The sequence below is a fragment of the Leucobacter sp. Ag1 genome (assembly GCF_000980875.1).
In the GTDB taxonomy this organism is placed as follows: domain Bacteria; phylum Actinomycetota; class Actinomycetes; order Actinomycetales; family Microbacteriaceae; genus Leucobacter; species Leucobacter iarius.
On sequence record NZ_LAYO01000093.1, the window covers coordinates 27659 to 45056 of the forward strand.

The 17398-nt window shown below is 71.3% G+C and carries 18 protein-coding genes; 8 read left to right on the plus strand and 10 right to left on the minus strand.

The genetic code is table 11. The features are described 5' to 3' along the window. Positions 1–34: 34 nt before the first annotated feature. Positions 35–775 carry an ATP-binding cassette domain-containing protein gene (locus XM48_RS08090; RefSeq protein WP_197074172.1) on the minus strand — a complete coding sequence of 247 codons (741 nt, stop codon included), beginning with the start codon at positions 773–775 and terminating at the stop codon, positions 35–37. A 292-nt stretch (positions 776–1067) separates the two neighbouring features. Here XM48_RS08090 and XM48_RS08095 point away from each other — a divergent pair, with 292 nt between their 5' ends. Together XM48_RS08095 and XM48_RS08100 are read left to right on the plus strand one after the other, a co-directional pair. After that, a complete protein-coding gene (locus tag XM48_RS08095; RefSeq protein ID WP_046455301.1) occupies positions 1068–1469 on the plus strand; it encodes a hypothetical protein in 402 nt (133 codons plus the stop codon). A 12-nt stretch (positions 1470–1481) separates the two neighbouring features. Then, positions 1482–2990 (plus strand): hypothetical protein, encoded by a 1509-nt coding sequence (locus tag XM48_RS08100; RefSeq protein ID WP_046455302.1) that lies wholly within the window; start codon positions 1482–1484, stop codon positions 2988–2990. A gap of 12 nt (positions 2991–3002) precedes the next feature. On the opposite strand, the gene XM48_RS08105 is transcribed toward XM48_RS08100, so the two are convergent. Together XM48_RS08105 and XM48_RS08110 are read right to left on the minus strand one after the other, a co-directional pair. Next, positions 3003–4322 (minus strand): MFS transporter, encoded by a 1320-nt coding sequence (locus XM48_RS08105; protein WP_046455303.1) that lies wholly within the window; start codon positions 4320–4322, stop codon positions 3003–3005. A gap of 80 nt (positions 4323–4402) precedes the next feature. Then, positions 4403–4858 (minus strand): MarR family winged helix-turn-helix transcriptional regulator, encoded by a 456-nt coding sequence (locus XM48_RS08110; protein WP_231580842.1) that lies wholly within the window; start codon positions 4856–4858, stop codon positions 4403–4405. Positions 4859–5011: 153 nt separating this feature from the next. Between XM48_RS08110 and XM48_RS08115 the strand changes: the two genes are divergently transcribed. From XM48_RS08115 to XM48_RS08130, 4 genes are all read left to right on the plus strand, one after another. Then, positions 5012–5464: a VOC family protein gene (locus XM48_RS08115; protein WP_046455304.1), complete on the plus strand. Its 453-nt coding sequence runs from the start codon at positions 5012–5014 to the stop codon at positions 5462–5464. Position 5465: 1 nt separating this feature from the next. Beyond that, positions 5466–6182, plus strand: a complete 717-nt coding sequence (locus tag XM48_RS08120; RefSeq protein ID WP_046455305.1) for a helix-turn-helix domain-containing protein — start codon at positions 5466–5468, stop codon at positions 6180–6182. Positions 6183–6194: 12 nt separating this feature from the next. Then, positions 6195–6842 (plus strand): dihydrofolate reductase family protein, encoded by a 648-nt coding sequence (locus XM48_RS08125; RefSeq protein ID WP_046455306.1) that lies wholly within the window; start codon positions 6195–6197, stop codon positions 6840–6842. Between the two features lie 126 nt (positions 6843–6968). After that, complete coding sequence (locus XM48_RS08130) at positions 6969–7502, plus strand: hypothetical protein (protein WP_052961380.1); 534 nt, start codon at positions 6969–6971, stop codon at positions 7500–7502. Positions 7503–7514: 12 nt separating this feature from the next. Here the strand turns inward: XM48_RS08130 and XM48_RS08135 are convergent, their stop codons facing one another. The 3 genes from XM48_RS08135 to XM48_RS08145 all read right to left on the minus strand — a co-directional run bounded on the left by XM48_RS08135 (position 7515) and on the right by XM48_RS08145 (position 9753). Beyond that, positions 7515–7874, minus strand: a complete 360-nt coding sequence (locus XM48_RS08135) for a TfoX/Sxy family protein (RefSeq protein ID WP_046455307.1) — start codon at positions 7872–7874, stop codon at positions 7515–7517. Between the two features lie 34 nt (positions 7875–7908). After that, positions 7909–8220, minus strand: a complete 312-nt coding sequence (locus XM48_RS08140) for a DUF2853 family protein (RefSeq protein ID WP_052961388.1) — start codon at positions 8218–8220, stop codon at positions 7909–7911. Between the two features lie 168 nt (positions 8221–8388). Beyond that, positions 8389–9753, minus strand: a complete 1365-nt coding sequence (locus XM48_RS08145) for an aspartate aminotransferase family protein (RefSeq protein ID WP_046455309.1) — start codon at positions 9751–9753, stop codon at positions 8389–8391. A gap of 255 nt (positions 9754–10008) precedes the next feature. Here XM48_RS08145 and XM48_RS08150 point away from each other — a divergent pair, with 255 nt between their 5' ends. Further along, the gene (locus tag XM48_RS08150; RefSeq protein ID WP_046455310.1) at positions 10009–11733 is read left to right on the plus strand and encodes a PucR family transcriptional regulator; all 1725 of its coding nucleotides are present in this window, start codon (positions 10009–10011) and stop codon (positions 11731–11733) included. A 36-nt stretch (positions 11734–11769) separates the two neighbouring features. Here the strand turns inward: XM48_RS08150 and XM48_RS08155 are convergent, their stop codons facing one another. The 3 genes from XM48_RS08155 to XM48_RS08165 are packed head-to-tail and all read right to left on the minus strand — an operon-like array spanning position 11770 to position 13934. Beyond that, on the minus strand, positions 11770–12426 hold the full coding sequence (locus XM48_RS08155) for a nucleoside triphosphate pyrophosphatase (protein ID WP_046455311.1): 657 nt from the start codon (positions 12424–12426) through the stop codon (positions 11770–11772). 9 nt (positions 12427–12435) lie between these two features. Next, positions 12436–13170 (minus strand): ABC transporter permease, encoded by a 735-nt coding sequence (locus XM48_RS08160; RefSeq protein ID WP_046455312.1) that lies wholly within the window; start codon positions 13168–13170, stop codon positions 12436–12438. Then, positions 13167–13934: an ABC transporter ATP-binding protein gene (locus XM48_RS08165; protein WP_046455313.1), complete on the minus strand. Its 768-nt coding sequence runs from the start codon at positions 13932–13934 to the stop codon at positions 13167–13169. Before XM48_RS08165 ends, XM48_RS08160 begins: the two co-directional genes overlap by 4 nt. 88 nt (positions 13935–14022) lie before the next feature. Between XM48_RS08165 and XM48_RS08170 the strand changes: the two genes are divergently transcribed. Then, positions 14023–15300 (plus strand): class I SAM-dependent RNA methyltransferase, encoded by a 1278-nt coding sequence (locus tag XM48_RS08170; protein WP_046455314.1) that lies wholly within the window; start codon positions 14023–14025, stop codon positions 15298–15300. A gap of 16 nt (positions 15301–15316) precedes the next feature. Here XM48_RS08170 and XM48_RS08175 read toward each other — a convergent pair whose 3' ends face one another. Continuing rightward, positions 15317–17380, minus strand: coding sequence for a sigma-70 family RNA polymerase sigma factor (locus XM48_RS08175; protein WP_046455315.1), 2064 nt, complete (start codon positions 17378–17380; stop codon positions 15317–15319). Between the last annotated feature and the right edge of the window lie 18 nt (positions 17381–17398).

Here is a 17398-nt window from a genome sequence, read left to right on the forward strand (position 1 = left end):
TCGTCGGTGCTGCGGCGCGGCCGGAGCGGAGGGATCAGAGCTCGACGACGGTCGGCTCGTGGGCGGCGAAGAGCTCGGCGTCGCCCGGGTCGCTGGTGGCGAGCACCACGCGGATCCCCTGCGTCGCGAGGGCGCTCAGGCGTTCGGCCACGACGGCGCGCTCCGCGGGATCCCGCACGGCGTCGAAGTCGTCGACGACGAGCAGCTCGGGTCCCTCGATCAGGGCGAGCGCGATGCGCACGAGCATTTCTTCGGCGGCGCCCAGCTCGCGCACGAGCGTTCCGGGATCCGGCTGCTCGAACTCGCCGAAGGCCGCGGCCAGCAGCTCGGACGAGAGCTCGGGGGTGATGCGGGGCGTGCGCCGGTACCAGGGCATCGCCCAGGCGAGGCGTTCGCGCAGGATCGCACCGAGGGTGACGGCGTGCTCGAGCGCGTCGACGGCTTCGAAGCCGACGACGCCGGTGCGGCCGCGGATCTCGCCGAGCCGGGTCTCGCCGAGCGTGGTGAGCTCGCCCCCGCTCAGCTTCATGCGGCCGGAGATGCTGAGCAGCAGCGCGGTCCGCCCCGTGCCGCGGGAGCCGAGCACCACCGACACCGGGCTCGCGCTCGCGACGGTGAGCGGACCGAAGACGGTGCCGCGGTCGGCGGTCACAGTCGCGCCGCGCAGCTCGAAAGCGGGGCGGGTGGTGCCGGCTGGCCCGGCGACGGTCGAGGGCGCGGAGGTCCCGGTCGGCCGATCGAGTTCCAGGATCTGGGTCGGATCCGATGCGTTCACGGAGATTCCTCTGGTTCGATGCATTTCTAAACTGACTAGTCAGTCTAAAACGATGAACCTGGGAGCGCAAGTAGGTCGATACGGGGCGCGGCGCACACCAGCGCCCTGCGCCCTGCGCCCTGCGCCCTGCGCAGTACCTTGGTACGAGAGGCTGTAGTCTTCCCCCAGACGCCGACCCCCAGGAGCCGATGTGACGAACGAAGCTGCCCCAGCCGCCCGATCCGACGCGACACCTCAGCCCGATGAGCGCGGCTCAGGCGGCGCGCTGCGATCCGAGAGGACCTGGCGCGTTGTGAGCCGGAGCCTCCTCGCCGCTTGGATCGTCGCGATCGGACTGCTGCTCTTCATGCCGCCGAGCATCTCGTACGGCTCGCAAGCATTCGCATGGTGCCGCCCGCTCAGCCCCGGCACGGTGAGCGATGCGACGATCAACGGTTTCCCGAGCTACACGGAAACCCGGCGCGGCGTCGAGGCCTCCCTGAAGGACTGGTCGACCGATAGCACCGAAATCGACCGGCTACAGGCGAAGCTCGGAGGCGCCGAGGCCTGCTCGGACGCCCGAACCAATCAGCAGACCCTGCTGACCGTCGTCCTGGCCGCCGGCCTCGCGGTCATGCTGGGGATCACGATTCGCAACCAGCGCCGATCGCTCGCACAAGTCGCCGCACTCGGTGCGACGATCTCAAAGGACTGAAGGGAGCCCCTCGTGGGAAGCACTGCCGTCACGGCCGACCAAATCGGGAAGCTGAAGCGCGCCGCCATCGACGCGTGGATGAAAGGCCAGAGCGTGCCGGTTCTCGGCACCTTCTCCATCTCAGACGGGCACTATTCCCTCACCGGCCCGGGTGCCTCAGTGCTCGTCGACCGCCCCGGGTCGGACGGCAGTGGCGGCGGAACCGGGACGCAGAGCCAGACGGTCTCGGCCGGCCCGTTCTCCAGCCCGCACACCACGGTGAGCGAGGCCGACTACACGGCGCAGTTCGACACTATTCGAGCGCGCGTCGACGGGCTTCTCGAAGCATGGACGGAGCTGCCGACCCCCTCCGAGCTGGAGGGGTACGTCGAGAAGTGCCGAACGGTGTCGAGCAGGCTGTCTCGCACAGCCTGGAGCGACGGCGGCGGCGTCCACCGCGGAGCCGGCACGGAGATCGACAGCCTGCTCCGAGAAATCGACGCGGACACCGAGGACTTCCGCGGAGAGACGGCCCGGAGCTTCCGGAAGGAGATCCTCTACAAGCTCCCCGCCGTGCTCGAGAACCACCTCAGCCTCACGCTCACCCGAGGCGGTGCGATGTACGGCCAGCAGAAGCTCTGGGCCGGGGCACGTTCGGACATCGAGAATCTCGTCTCGAGCACCACCTCGGTCCTGAACGCGATCGCTCACGACGGCAACGGTCAGGCGAAGCGTTCCCTCGAGGTCGTGGACATGATGCTCGAGGGCATCAAGCTGTTCACGCCCGGCGCGGTGGGCAAGGGCATCGACCTCGCGAAGCTCGGCATCAAGGGGGCGACGAGTTCGCTTCCGAAAGAAGTAACCCTCGACGCCACAAGCTACGAGGACGCGATCGGCCAGCTGGAATCAGCGCTCAAGACGCTGAACCAGCACATCTCGGCTGAGGAGCTCACCGCGAGAACCGCGATCAAGAACCATGCCGAGGTGACCCGCGACGGCGAGACGCGCGGCGACTACGACCTGGAGAATCCCGACCTGCCGGGCCACTCGATCATCGGGCTCGATGCCGAGAAGCTCCGCGGGATCGCGGATTCGACGCTTCCGTCACTGGCCATGGAGCTCAACTCGATCGCCGACCTGAACCTCTCCTGCTCATCGCCCATCGCGGTCTCCCGTGACGGGAGGATCGGCCTGGGCGCCAACGGCCCCGGTCGCGACGTGGCGGACTTCGATCAGTACATTCACAACCTCATCGAGGAGGCCGCGGGCGACGCGCTCGACGGCGCCGTGCACCTGACCAACGCGATCAACGACTTCCAGGAGACCGAGGAGGAGATCATCCGGCGGCTGAACCAGCACCTCCACGGCATCGATGGGGTGACCGCCGACCGGCTCCCGAAGAGCCCGATCGACAGCCCCTACCCCAACACCGCCTGGCACCCGCCGATGGCGGTCGACGCGCAGCCGTCCGATCCGGCATCTCCGTTCTTCGGGCTTCCGCTCGACGAACTCATGGGCAAGGATCCCTCGAAGAAGCCGTAGCGACGGTCGCCGCTACACCGCGTCGCCCGTCGCGATCGCCTGCGCCTCGCCCTCCGCACTCTCGTGCGGGGTCGCGCCGACGCGGTGCAGCAGGTGCCCGACGCTCGCGAGCACGACGATCGAGACGACGAGCGACGCCGCGCCGATCCAATAAGGAGCCGCAGCGCCCAGACCCGCGGCGATGGGTCCGGCGACGGCTGGCGCGATCGCGCCGCCGATGAAGCGCACGGCCGAGTAGGTGGAGGATGCCACATTGCGCGGCAGGTCCGTCGCCTCCATGACCGCCTCGGTGAGGGCGGTGTTCATGATGCCGAGCAGCAGGCCGCTGACGATGATCACCACGACCAGACCGGCGAAACTGCCGACGAACACTCCCAGCAGCGCGAGGCAGACGGTGAGCCCGCCGAGCATCGTGAAGAGCACGGGGCGCAGGCCGAAACGACGAGTGAGCACGGGCGCGACGAGCACCGAGGTGATCGCGAGCGCGAGGCCCCAGCCGAAGAACACGAGGCCGAGCTCATGCGCCCCGAACGCGGTCATGCCTGCCGCCTTCGCCGCGGCCTCCATCGGATACGGGCTGTAGGCGAGCAGTACGAAGAAGCCGAAGTTGTAGAAGAAGGCCACCGCGGCGAGCGCGAGCAGCGCCGGGTTGCGGAGCGCCCGGAAGCTGGCCGTGAACGAGGGCCGCGCCGCACGCGCCACCGCACGCTCGGCCGCGCTCTGCTTCGGAGCGCGCAGCAGCACGAGGATCGCGATGAGGGCGATCGCCATGAGCGCCGAGGTCCCGAAGAACGGGCCGCGCCACGAGATCGACCCGAGCGCGCCGCCGACGAGCGGACCGATCGCCATCCCGACACCCAACGCGGCCTCGTAGAGCACGATCGCCTGCCGGGATCCGCCCGATGCCGCGCCGACGATGGCCGCGAGGGCGGTCGAGATGAAGAGCGCGTTGCCGAGGCCCCAGCCTGCCCGGAATCCGATGATCTCGTCCACGGTGCCCGAGAGGCCGGCGAAGGCCGCGAACACCACGATGAGGATCAGCCCGAGCACCAGGGTCCAGCGCACACCGAGCAGGCCGGAAACCCAGCTGGTGAAGAACATCGCGATGCCGGTGATGAAGAGGTAGCTCGTGAAGAGGAGCATCGTCTGCCCCGAGCTCGCGCCGAGCTCGTGGCTGATCGCGGGGAGGATCGGGTCCACGAGCCCGATCCCCATGAAGGAGATGGCGCAGGCGAAGGCGATCGCCCAGACCGCGGTGGGCTGGCGCAGGATCGAGGCCTTGCGGGGCACGGCGGCCCGGCCGGCCGCGCGGGCACTGCCCGGGCTCGGCACCGGTACGGATCCGGTGGATGGCTGGGGATCGGTGAGCGTACTCGTGATGACTCCTTCGGAACTGGTGGTGGGACGACGGGTCAAACGCGGTCGACGCCGTCGGCGAGCTGCTGGAGCAGCTCGGACGCGCGCGCGAGCGTGGCCCGGTCGAAGTCGGTGAGGTCGGCGAGCAGCGGACGGAAGCGTTCGGACGCCGCACGCCGGTAGTCGGCGAGCGCCGCGGATCCGGCAGCGGTGATTTCGATGCGGGTGGCCCGCCCGTCGTCCGGATCGGGTCGGCGGTCGACCCAGCCCTCGGACTCGAGGCGCTGCACGAGCGCGGTCATGGAGGGCTGCGCGATGCGCTCGCGCTGGGCGAGTTCGCTGACCCGGGCGGGGCCCTGCAGCTCGAGCTCGGCGAGCACCCGCCACGCCACGGTCGAGTAGGTGCTGCCCGGGACCCGACCCGCGAGCCGAGTGAACCTGGATGCCGCCCGAGTCAATTCGAGAGCCAGGTGATCCATCTGTCCACCGACACCGGCGCTGTTCTCTTCCACAGCAAGCAACTGTAGCATCATTTACATAGCTTCGCTATGTAAATGATGCTCAAGCCCATTCTGTTCGAAACTTGCCGTTGACAAGTTTGCTTGTTTTTTGCAAGCTATTGACATCGGGTAGGCCCGAGTCACCGAACGCACAAGGGAGTCATCGTGATCTTCGTCAACCTCACCACCAAGGACCTCGAACGCAGCAAGGCGTTCTACACGGCGCTCGGCGCCGGCATCAACCCGCTCTTCACCGACGAGAACGCCGCGTGCATCGTCTGGGACGAGAACACCTACTTCATGATGCTGACGCACCAGCACTTCTCGCAGTTCACCGAGAAGCCGATCGCGGACCCCGAGACGAGCGCCCAGGTGTCGGTCGCCTTCACCCGAGACTCCCGCGAGGCCGTCGACGCGATCGTGGAGGCCGGCGTCGCCGCCGGCGGCTCCGAGGCCGGCGAGGCCAAGGACTACGGGTTCATGTACCAGCGCGGTCTGCACGACCCCGACGGCAACATCATCGACTTCAACTGGATGGCGCAGGCCGCCGCCGAGCAGGGCCCCGAGGCATACGTCGCCGAGCACGGCGCAGGCCCGGATCCGGTCCCCGGATCCTGAGATGGCCGCGCGCAGCTACGGCCAGTACTGCGGCGTCACCTCCGCCGTCGAGCTGGTCGGGGAGCGATGGGCGCTGCTCATCCTCCGCGACCTGCTCGTCGGCCCCCGCCGATACACCGATCTGAAGCAGGGCCTCCCCCGCATCCCGACCAACATCCTCAGCACCCGTCTCAAGGAGCTGCAGGAGGGTGGTGTGGTGCGTCGGGTCCCGCTTGCCCGGTGCGGCCTCGTCTACGAACTCACCGAGTACGGACGCGCGCTGGAGCCGATCATGATCGCGCTCGGGCGCTGGGGGTTCCAGACCATGGGCGATCCCGAGGACGGCGACATCGTCACCCCCGACTCGCTCAGCATGGCGCTGCGCACCTCGTTCCGCCCGGAGCACGCCGCCGACGCCGACTACGAACTCCACGTCGGCGAGGTGGCCCTCCGCGCGACCGTCCGCGATCGCGCACTCGCCATCGCGAGGATCGCGCCGGATCCGACCGTTGCGGGCAACCGCATCCCCGACGGCGACCCCGACGGCGTGATCGTCGCGGGGCCCGGCATCCGACGCCTCATCGGCGGCGAGGTCGACGCCGCCGAGGCACTCGACCAGGATCTCGTCGCCGTGGTGCGGGGCGACGCCTCACTGCTCGGCACCTTCGCCGAGACCTTCCGCATCGATCGCATCATCCCCGCGCCCGACCGGGACGTCGCCGAGCGCGCACTCACCTGAACGGAGTCCGCCATGCCTGAGCAGAATCCGGCCGGTCGCATCGTGATCGACCTCTTCACCACCCTCGACGGAGTCGCCCAGGCTCCGGGCGGGCCCGACGAGGATCCGAGCGGCGGCTTCCGCTTCGGCGGTTGGCAGGCGCCGTTCGCCGACGACCTGGCCGGCCGCACGATCCTGGACGGGATCCGGAACATGGACGCGCTGCTCCTGGGCCGCCGCACCGCCGACATCTTCACCGCCTACTGGCCGCTGCACGACGACACCGAGATCGGGAGGATCCTCAACTCCCTCCCGAAGTACATCGCTTCACGGGATCCGGGGACGCGGCTCGATTGGGACGGCAGCACTCGGATCGGGGACGACCTCGAGAGCGAGATCGCGGCGCTGCGCGCCCGGCACCGCGAAACGCACGTGATCGGCAGCATCGACCTGGCGCAGACCCTGTTCGCGGAGCGGCTCTTCGACGAACTGCGGCTCTGGGTCTACCCCGTCGTTCTCGGGGAAGGACGCCGCGTGTTCCCCGATGGCGCCGCGCCCCGCAATCTCCGGCTCGTCGAACCGCCGGTCTCGGGGAGCGCCGGTGCCCTCCTGCTGCGCTACGCGCCGCTCCCCGGGGAGCCCGCGATCGGAATCATGAGCGCTTCCGACTCGCCCGAGTAGCCGGATCGTCCTACACAGCTCGGGTCCGGCACGAGTTCTCCACAGATTGCATTCGGCGGCCGCAAGGCGCGCCGAACGCGCCTAGCCTGGCTGGTATCCACCCATCCGACCGACCGAGGAGGCAGTTTGGAGCTCAGCGCGCTCGTCACCGTCCTCGTCGGCTTCGTGACGCTCGGCGCCACCCTCGGCGGCATGATCCTGACGACCAGCCGACGCTCGGAGGGGCGCCTCACCCATCGCATCGACGGTCTGGAGCACCGCATCGACGCGGTCGGAACCGCCCTCACCAACCGCATCGATGCAGTCGAGACGAAGCTCACCAAGCGGATCGACCAGGTCGAATCCCAGCTCGGCAAACGAATCGACGCGGTCGACGCGAAACTCAACAAACGGATCGACCAGGTCGAGACGAAACTCGGCGACCGGATCGACCAGGTCGAGACTCAGCTCGGCAAGCGGATCGACCAGGTCGAATCCCAGCTCGGCAAACGAATCGACGCGGTCGACGCGAAACTCTCCAAGCGAATCGACCGAGCGGAGAATCGCTTCGGGGCGCGCTTCGACCGGGTCGACGATCGACTGTTCGCCCTGGCGACCCACACGGGACCCCTCGACTTCTCCCACCCGGAGCAGTTAGGACCGAAACCGCGATCCGCATAGGCGGCGGACCGCTCAGCGCTTCGCCCGAGACGGCTTCGGCGCCTTCGGTGGAAGCGTCGCGACGTGGGCCAGCGCCCGCCCGATCCACTCCGCCGCATCCGCGTCCGCCGGCAACGTCAGGTACCCGCCCATCGGCCGCTCGACCGGCCCGAACGGCCCGCCACCGGACGCGGCCAGCACCGCCGCGTCCGGTTCGGCGAGCTTCACACCGAGATCGGGCCCGAACAGCCCCGCGAACATGTTGCCGTTCACGAACGCCCCGAGCTGGCCGAACATCGGCTTCACCTCCACCTCGGGAGCACTCGCGCCCACCTCCGCGATCAGATCGCGGAAGCGCTGCTTCTGATCCTCGGAGGCCTTCGGCATCTGCATCTCGGATCCGCCCCTCGGCGCGCTCGACGCCGGCTCAGCCGCCGAAGACGGAGAGCTTGCCGTAGTGCTGCGCGAGCAGGTAGTAGACGGTGAGCCGCTGCTTGTGGCCGGGCACCTGCTCCCCCACCTTCGCGATCGCCGCGTCGATGTCGGCGTCGGAATCAGCGACCCCGAGCTTGCCCTTCACGAAGCTGTCCCGCACCGTCTTCAGCTCCGCCGGATCACTGAAGGAGACCTGGCGCGCATCGGCGTCGCGCAGCGCGAGCGCATACGTCTTCTCCATCGCGGCGACCACCGACTCCTCGGCCTGCGGGGCGTACTTCCTGATGTCTTCCAGAGCGCTCATCTGCATTGATCCTTTCGGGACTCTCGACCCGGAGCGGGCCTGGCATCATTCTGTCCCCAGGTCGCGCCCGCGTCGAGAGTCGGATCTGAGAATTCACCGACCGCCCGCGAACGACGACGGGCCCCGAAGCCGAAGCTCCGGGGCCCGTCGCACGAACGGTCGCTCGGATCAGGCCGCGACGAACCCGTCGGCGACGTCGAGCGCCGCATCGATGATGTCGAGACCCCGGACCAGGTCCTCCTCGCTGATGACGAGCGGCGGCGCGATCTGCAGGCGGTTGCCCGCAGCGAACGGCCACAGGCCCGCGTTCTTGCAGGCCGCGATGACCGCGTTGTATCCGTCGCCCTCGAGCGGAGCGCGCGTGCCGCGGTCGGTGACGAGCTCGAGCGCCCAGAACAGTCCGGTACCGCGCACCTCGCCGATCGACGGGTGCTTCTCGGCGAGCTCGCGCAGGCGGGGCTCGACAACCCGAGCGCCCAGGTCGCGCACGCGCTCGATGATCCCCTCCTCCTCGAAGATGTCGAAGGTGGCGACGCCCGCGGCGCAGCCCAGGGGGTGACCGCTGTAGGTGAGGCCGCCGGGGAACGGCTTCTCGACGAAACTGTTGTGGATCTCCTCGGAGATCACGACGCCGCCGAGCGGCACGTAGCCCGAGTTGACGCCCTTCGCGAAGCTCACGAGATCGGGCTTCACGTCGAACGCCTGGTAGGCGAACCACTCGCCCGTGCGCCCGAAGCCCGCCATGACCTCGTCGCAGATCAGGACGATGCCGTACTTGTCGCAGAGCGCGCGCACACCGGCGAGGTAGCCGGGCGGCGGGACGAAGATGCCGTTGGTGCCGGTGACCGTCTCGAGGATGATCGCGGCGATCGTCGCCGGGCCCTCGAGCTGGATCGTGTGCTCCAGGTGGGTGAGCGCACGCTCGGCCTCCTGCTCCGGGGTCTCCGCGTAGAACTCGGAACGGTACTGGTAGGGGCCGAAGAAATGCACGACGCCTGCGTCGGGGGTGCCGTTCGCCCAGCGGCGCGATTCGCCGGTCAGCGTGATCGCCGTCGCGGTGGAGCCGTGGTACGAGCGGAACCGGGCGAGCACCTTCTGACGGCCGGTGTGCTGACGGGCCATGCGCACCGCGTACTCGTTGGCCTCGGCGCCGCCGTTGGTGAAGAACACCGAGCGGGCGCCGTCGAAGCTGCGCTCGACGATGCGCTTCGCGAGCTCGCCCCGCACATCGTTCGCCATCGCGGGCTGGATCGTCGCCAGGCGACCGGCCTGCTCCTGGATCGCCTTCACGAGACCCGGGTGCTGGTGCCCGAGGTTCAGGTTGACGAGCTGCGAGGAGAAGTCGAGGTACTCCTTGCCGTCGTAGTCCCAGAAGCGCACGCCCTCGCCCTTGGCGACGGGGATCGGGTCGATCTTGCCCTGCGCCGACCAGGAGTGGAAGACGTACTGGCGGTCGTTCGCGCGCACCTCGCGCTGGGCGTCGGAGTCGCCGAAGCTCTGCTCGGCGCCGTTCTGGTCGATGAAGTCGCTCATGGGTTCTGCTCCGGATCCTCTTCTTCGTGGTGTCTCGCTGCGGGAAGCGGGCCGCGCCGACTGCACGGCCATCGCATCCGCGCCGCCTCGGGCAGTTTGTTCGACCTCGAACGCGGCGCACTGTCACCAGTATTTCAGGGAGGATCATCGCTGGAATCACGCAAAGCGACCGCACTTCTCAAGCCGACCGGACACTCTGTATGATAGCCGCGTCGCCCCGTTCGGGGCGGAGTCCTGGAGCGAGCGGAGCACACCATGGCCGACCCCCTCGAACGCCCCCCGCTGCCGAGCGTGCGCTCGGTACTCGCCCTCCCCGAGCTCACCGACGGACGCCTCGAGCTGATCGCCGGGCGCGGCGGGCTCGACCGCGAGGTGCGCTGGGCCCACGTGGTCGCCGGCAGCGGCGCCGATGGCGGCGCCTCGCTGCTCGACGGGGGCGAGCTCGTCCTCACCACGGGGGCGGGCTGGCCCCGCGACGAAGTCGGCCTGGCCCGTATCGCCGAGGCCCTCGTCGCCGCCGACGTCGCCGCGATCGTGCTGGAACTCGGCGTCCACTTCGCCGAGGCCCCGGCACCGCTCGTCGCCGCGTGCGAGCGCGACGGGATCCCCCTCGCCGTGCTGCGTCGCGAGGTCCGCTTCGTCCAGATCACCCAGCGCGTGCACCAGCGGATCCTCGCTGCTCAGAACGAGGCGCTGCGCGCTCGAGCGCAGGTGCACGACATGCTCACGGAGCTCGGACTCAACCGCAGCCCCGTCGACTACGTGATCGAGCGGCTCGCCGAGACCATCGGCGCCCCGGTCGTGCTCGAGGACTCCGCGCACCGGGTCGTCGCGTGGTCGGGGCCGGGGCACCCGCCCGAGGAGGTCCTGTCGGCCTGGGTCGCATCGGACGGACGCGGATTCGAGCTGCCGGCGAGCTGGGTCCGAGTGCCCGTCGAGGCCCGGGGCAGCCGCTGGGGGTTCCTCACCGCGCTCCCCGGCGCGCCGCACCCCGCAGGCCGGCGCACAGTGCTCGAGCTGGGCGCGTTCGCCCTCGCGCTCGGGCGCCTGGCCGATTCCGACGGCGACGCCTGGGTGCGGTTCTCATCGAAGCGGCTCGTCGGTGCGCTGCTCGGCGGCAGATACCGGCACGAGACCGAGCTCGCGGCGCAGCTCGCGGCCGGCGGGCTACCCGTCGCGGGCCGGGTGACCGTCGGTGTCACGCTCCGCGGCGCCGGTGATTTCGGCGGGCCCGCCGCCAAGGAGCGCTCGGTGCTGGAATCGGCCCTGCGCCGGGCCATCGCGCCCGAGGGGCGAGCGCTCATCGCGGTCGACGACGGCGAGCTGTCCACGTTCGGCCCCGGCACGCCAGGCGGCGGGCCGGGCGACGCCGGGGTGCGGGGAGCGAGCGGTGAGCGCCCCGTGCTTCTCGCCCTCCTGTCCTTCCCCGACGGCGACGCCCGGGTCGCCCCGACCGGGGACCGCGGGATCGCCTCGCCCCTGGCCGCTCGGCTCGCCCGCGAGATCGATGCCCTCGCGCCCGCCGCCACACCGGCGGGCTGGCGCGCGCACCTCGGCCTCGGGGTTCCCGCCCGGCGCCTGCGCGGCGCCATCTCATCGCTCGAGACGGTGCGCGCGGTCGGGATCCTGCCCGCGGCCACCCGCGCGGGTCGGGTCAGCGTGCAGCAGGCCGAGCGCCAACCGCTCGCGTTCCTCGTGCGCGAGCTGTCGGGCACCCCCGAGGTGCAGGAGTTCGCGAGCGACGTGCTGTCGCCCCTCGTCGAGTACGACCGCGAGCACCACGGCGATCTGGTGCGCGTGCTCGACGCCGTGACGGCGCACCCTGCGAACCGCTCGCTCGCGGCGCAGCGGGCGCGGCTCTCGCGCTCGGTGTTCTACCAGCGGATCGCGCTCATCGAGGAGCTCCTGGGCGTCGACCTGACCGACGGCATGACCGTCGCGACGCTCACGGTCGCGCTGCTCGCCAGCCGCGAACGGTAGCGCTCCCGCCCCCGGTCGAGGAACGGGCTGCCGAGCCTATGCTGCGCGGTTCCAGAGCGACGGGTAGTCGTGCCCGAGCTCGCGCACGAGGCGCCGGAACGCCGGCAGCGAGAGTCCGATCACGCAGCTGGTCGCGCCCTCGACCCGCTCGATGAAGGCCCCGGCGAGGCCGTCGATCGCGAATCCGCCGGCGAGTTCCAGCGGCTCGCCCGTCGCGACGTACGCTTCGAGCTCCGCGTCGGTGACGTCGGCGGCCAGCGACACCGTCGCGGTGTCGACGGCGCCCGCCGCCCCGCGCGGGGATCCGTCGGCCGCGACGTCGACGAGCCAGTGCCCCGAGTGCAGCACTCCGCTGCGGCCGCGGTGCTGCTTGGCGCGCGCGAGCGCCACCTCGGGCAGGTGCGGCTTGCCGAGGATCTGCTCGTCGATGAGGAACGCCGAGTCGCCGCCGAGCACGAGTCCACCGCCGAGCTCCGCGATCTCGGCGGCGTGCCGGCGCACCACGTCCTCGGCCTTCAACCGCCCGAGGTACTCGACGAGCTCGGGCGCGGTGAGCGCCCGCCCCAGCTCCGCCTCGCGCGCGACGACCTCGGCCTCCTCGTCGACCTGCGGCGAGAAGCAGACCGGCTCGATGCCGGCGGCGCGCAGCACCGAGAGACGGGCGGGCGAGGTCGAGGCGAGGATCAGACGCATGCCGCGAGTTTACGGCGTCCGCCTCCGCAGGGTCGCTGCGGCGAGCGCGAGGGCGACCACCGAGACCGCCGCGATCACGATCAGCGGCCCCCAGAGCGTCCAGTCCTCGTCGCCCTTCGTGACGGCGGTGACCGCGTCGATCGCGTAGCTGAGCGGGAGCCAGTCGGAGATGGCGTGGAGCACGTCGGGCATCTGATCGCGCGGCATGAACAACCCGCCGAGCAGGATCTGCGGGAACACGAGCACGGGCATGAACTGCACGGCCTGGAACTCGGTGCGGGCGAACGCGCTGGCGAGCAGGCCGAGCGCGGTACCGAGCAGGGCGTCGAGCACGGCGACGAGACCCAGCTGCCAGACGGGGCCGGTCGTGCTGAGGCCGCAGACGATCACGGCGAAACCGACGGTGATCACGGCCTGCAGGGTGGCGGCGAGGCCGAAGGCGAGCGCGTAGCCGACGATGAAGTCGGCTTTGCCGAGCGGGGTCGTCATGAGCCGCTCGAGGGTGCCGGATCGTCGCTCGCGCAGCGTGGTGACGGAGGTGATGAGGAACATCAGGATGAACGGGAAGAGCGCGAGGATCGGTCCGCCGAGTCGGTCGAAGACGCCGGGCTGGTCGCTGAACAGCCAGGAGAAGAGCCCGACCAGCAGCGCCGGGGCGATGAGCACGAGCGCGACGGAGCGGGGGTCGTGAACGAGCTGACGCAGCACGCGCGCGGCGGTCGAGAGGGTGCGTGCGGGGTTCACGGCGTCCGTCCTTCCCCGTCGGGCCGTGAAGGGCCCTCCGCGTCGGCCGCGATGACGGCGAGGAATGCGGATTCCGGGTCCTCGGTCCCGGTGCGCCGCATGAGCGCGCCCGGGGTGGTGTGGGTCAGGATCCGCCCCTCGCGCATGAGGAGGAGGTCGTCGCAGCGGAGCGCCTCGTCCATGACGTGGCTGCTGACGAGCAGGGTCGTGCCCCCGTCGGCGAGGCGGTGGAACAGTTCCCAGAGCTCGGCGCGCAGCACGGGGTCTAGCCCGACGGTGGGCTCGTCGAGGACGAGCAGCTCGGGGGATCCGAGCAGGGCGGCCGCCAACGAGACCCGGTTGCGCTGTCCGCCGCTGAGCGCGTCCACTCGACGGGAGGCCTCGGATTCCAGTCCGACGAGCGCGACGACCCGCTCCGGATCGTCGCGCGGGGCGCCGACGGCGCTGGCGAAGGCGCGGAGGTTCTGGCGCACCGTGAGGTCGTCGTAGACGGAGGCCGCCTGGGTGGCGTAGGCGACCCGGCGGCGCAGCCCGCGGGAGCCGGCTGGCTCGCCCAGCACGCGCACGCTGCCGCTGACCCCGGCCTGCGCGCCGACGACCGTGCGCATGAGGGTCGACTTGCCGCATCCCGACGGCCCGAGGAGTCCGGTCACCCGTCCGGCCTGCACCAGGAGGTCGAGGTGCTCGATCACGGCCCGCCGCCCGCGACGCACGCCGAGCCCCCGGATCTCGATGGCCGCACCGGCCGGGGCGCTGGGCTTCATGGCCTCAGCGTAGACCCGGCGGGGCGATGGCGCGAGCCCCGCCGCCGATCCGTGCGCACCGGCGCAGGAGGGATGGGAGAATGGGTGCATGGCGAATACCTCACCCCTGCAGCCCGGCGACGAGATCGAGCTCGAGATCACCAACATCGCGCACGGCGGGGTGAGCGTGGCCCGGCACGACGGCCGCGTCGTCTTCGTCGCCGACGCGATCCCCGGCGAGCGCGTGCGTGCGCGCGTGACCGAGGCCCGCAAGAAGTCGTTCGCGCGCGCGGTCACCCTCGAGGTGCTCGAGGCGTCGCCCGACCGGCGCCCCCACGTCTGGCCCGAGGCCGCCCTGGAACGCGATCCCGAGGAGCGCGCCGGCGGCGCCGAGTTCGGCCACATCGCGCTCGAGCGCCAGCGCGCCCTCAAGGCGCAGGTGCTCGCCGAGTCCCTGCAGCGCTTCGCGGGCGTGGAACGCGACGTGACCGTCGAGGCGGCGCCCGGCGACGACGAGGCGAACGGTCTCGGCTGGCGCAGCCGCGTGCGCCTGCACGTGGACCCCGAGACCGGCGCCGTCGGCCCGTACGCGGCGCGCAGCCGGACCATCGTGCCCGTCGAGTCCCTGCCGCTCGCGGTCGAGGGCGTCAACATGATCGCCCCGCTCGACGAGCCGATGCACCACCTGGTGTCGATCGACCTGATCGCTCCCAGCGCCGACGATCCCCGCATGCTGATCACGGCGGAGGAGGACGTGGCCCGCGCCGGCGAGAACGACGCCGTGCGCGAGCTCGTCGGCGACCGCGAGTTCCTGGTGCGCGCCGGAGGGTTCTGGCAGGTGCACCGCGAAGCGCCCGAGGTGCTCTTCACCGCCGTGCGCGACGCGATCATCGCGCTCGACGAGGCCGGACGTGTCGATGCCGGCGCGGCGAACCTCGACCTCTTCGGGGGCGCGGGCCTGCTGGCCGCTGCGATGGCCGAGGCCGTCGGCCCCGCGCTCAAGGTGACCACGGTCGAGGCCGACCCCGGCGCGACCGACGATGCCGCCGAGAACCTCTCGGAGCTCGTCGGAGCGCTCGCGGTGACGGCCCGCGTCGATCGTTACCTCGCCGACCTGCTCGCCGCGCCCGCGGCGGTCCGCGACCGCTTCCGTCGCTCGACCGTGGTGCTCGATCCCCCGCGCTCGGGTGCGGGCGGAGCGGTGAGCCAGCAGCTCGGCGAGCTGGCGCCCGCGAACATCGTCTACGTGGCCTGCGACCCGGTCGCGCTGGCCCGCGATACCGCGACGCTGCTGGGCCTCGGCTACGAGCTGGGACCGGTGCGCGCGTTCGACCTGTTCCCGCACACGCACCACCTCGAGGCGCTCGCGGTCTTCACCCGGGTCTGATCCGGGCCGAGCCGGCTCAGTCCGCCGTGCCGTTCCCGGTATCGGCGGGCTGCGGCGTGCCCGGGTCCGCCGGGGTCGCGGGCGATCCGGGATCCGCCGGCGTGGCCGGATCCGAGGCGGGGATGGCGATGCTCTGCCGCACCCCGAATCGCGTGCCGGATCCGTCGCCGTCGCAGTAGGCGAACACCAGCGCCTTCGTTCCGGAGGGGTACAGCACCAGCCCGCGCTCATAGGTGCCTCGCGAGTCCAGCTGGATCCTGGGCGACTTAGCGGTGCCCGTGCTCACGCAAACCGTCGCACCGGGCACGCCGCCGGTGATCGAGACGGTCGCGGCGAAGCGGGTCGTGTCGATCGAACGCACCGGAAGGGCGGTCAGTTCGACCTTCGGTGCGGTGAGCGAGAAGGTGACGGGTGCGGCGGGCGACACGTTGTCACCACGGGTCTGAGTGATCTCGGCCCGCTGCGCACCCGGTCGCAGGTCCAGATCCGCGAGGTCGACGGCCCATTTCCCGTCCGCGGCGACCGGTGGCAGGATCCGCGCGCCCGCGACGGCGACGGCGATCTTCGTCCCGGGTTCCGCCGTGCCGCTGAGGCGCGGCGCGATGGTTCCCCCGGCGTCGCCGGAGCTCTGGACGGTCGGGGTCGGGAGCGCGGGGAGGTCCGGGCGCTGCGTCGGCGGAGGGTTCGGAGGGCCCACCCGGTCGCCTCCGTCGGGCTCGGGCTTGGGCCTCAGCGGAACCTCGGGGAGGAGCGAGTCCTCCCGCGGGACGACCTCGTCCGCGAGCTGCGCGGGACGCCCGTCGGTCTGCTGACCGGCAACGGCCCCGAGGCCCGCCCCCGGCTCCACTCCGGCCGCGGCGCCCGAGGTGCCGGGACGCTGCTTCGCCGGAGACCGGGGCGCGCCGCCGGTCGCCGATCCGTTGTCCGACGGCGCCGCATGCTGCCCGGTGCTCCAGCCGCTGCCCGCTTCGAGGGTGACGGGCTGCTGGGGGTCGAAGGGGTGCGCGAGCACCACCGTTCCGGCGATCGCGGCCGCGGCGAGCGTGGATCCCAGCACGAGTCCGGTCGATCCGATCGCGACCTTGCCGCCGACGGCGGTCGCGAGCTTGCCGAAACCGGCGCGGAGTCCGCCGGCCTGCGTCAGCACGGCGAGGGGGCGGATCATCGCCGCTCCGTGCACCGCGGTCGTCCCGCCCGTCGCGGCGAACGCCGCCGGAGCGACCGGATCCGCCGCCCGCAGCGCCGCGGTCAGCGCGCTCCCCGCGCCTCCGAGGAACAGCACGCCGAGGATCCCGCCGCCGAGACGCCGGTTCGCCTCGAGCAGTTGCTGCTCGGCGGAACGGCACTGGCCGCAGCCGCGCAGGTGCGAGCGCAGCAGCGCGGCCCGCTCGCGGGGCAGGGAGTCCCGGACGTACCGCGGCAGCGCTTCGAACACTCGGGCGTGCTCGATCCCGCCGGGCGGCGTCGGTAACCACTGCGCGAGCCAGGCGACGCGAAGCCCCTCGGTCGCGCGTCGGCCGAGCACCGAGACGGAGTTCGGACTGATCCCGAGCCGCCGGGCGGTCTCCGCTCGGGGCAACCGCTCGACGGAACGCCACTGCAGCACCTGCTGCCAGCGGTCCGGCAGCGCGGCGAAGGCGCTGAGGATCATGGCCCGCTCTTCGACCGACTCCATGGCGTCGCCGACGCTCGGGTCCGGCACCTCTTCGACGGCGGGCACCGGGACGACCCGTCGGCCGGCGCGGAACCACCGCGCGGAGATCTCCCGCACGGTCTCGAGCAGGTGAGCGCGGAACGCCTCCGTCGGCGCGGAGTCGCGCTGCAGCCGAGCCCAGATCGTCGCGTAGGCCTCCGACACCACGTCGTCGGCGTTGCCCGGCGCGACCGAGCGGGCGACCGCGTAGGCCGCGCCCCGGTGCAGCGACCAGAGCTCGGCGAACGCGTCGGCGTCGCCGCGCGCCGCGGCATCGAGCAGGCGGGCGTCGGTATCGGGATCGACCGGGTCCTCGGCGAACGCGGATCGGGCAGGATCGGGCCCGAGCACGACCGCGTCGCGCTCAGCCGTTCCCGACTCGCTCATCGTCTCGAATAGCCCGGT

Bases quoted from the DNA above. Each gene is read 5' to 3' on its own strand.
- XM48_RS08125 (WP_046455306.1), top strand. From the start codon at position 6,195: ATGCCTGAGCAGAATCCGGCCGGTCGCATCGTGATCGACCTCTTCACC.
- XM48_RS08165 (WP_046455313.1), bottom strand. From the start codon at position 13,934: ATGAAGCCCAGCGCCCCGGCCGGTGCGGCCATCGAGATCCGGGGGCTC.
- XM48_RS08135 (WP_046455307.1), bottom strand. From the start codon at position 7,874: ATGCAGATGCCGAAGGCCTCCGAGGATCAGAAGCAGCGCTTCCGCGAT.
- XM48_RS08155 (WP_046455311.1), bottom strand. From the start codon at position 12,426: ATGCGTCTGATCCTCGCCTCGACCTCGCCCGCCCGTCTCTCGGTGCTG.
- XM48_RS08145 (WP_046455309.1), bottom strand. From the start codon at position 9,753: ATGAGCGACTTCATCGACCAGAACGGCGCCGAGCAGAGCTTCGGCGAC.
- XM48_RS08150 (WP_046455310.1), top strand. From the start codon at position 10,009: ATGGCCGACCCCCTCGAACGCCCCCCGCTGCCGAGCGTGCGCTCGGTA.
- XM48_RS08120 (WP_046455305.1), top strand. From the start codon at position 5,466: ATGGCCGCGCGCAGCTACGGCCAGTACTGCGGCGTCACCTCCGCCGTC.
- XM48_RS08175 (WP_046455315.1), bottom strand. From the start codon at position 17,380: ATGAGCGAGTCGGGAACGGCTGAGCGCGACGCGGTCGTGCTCGGGCCC.
- XM48_RS08170 (WP_046455314.1), top strand. From the start codon at position 14,023: ATGGCGAATACCTCACCCCTGCAGCCCGGCGACGAGATCGAGCTCGAG.
- XM48_RS08140 (WP_052961388.1), bottom strand. From the start codon at position 8,220: ATGAGCGCTCTGGAAGACATCAGGAAGTACGCCCCGCAGGCCGAGGAG.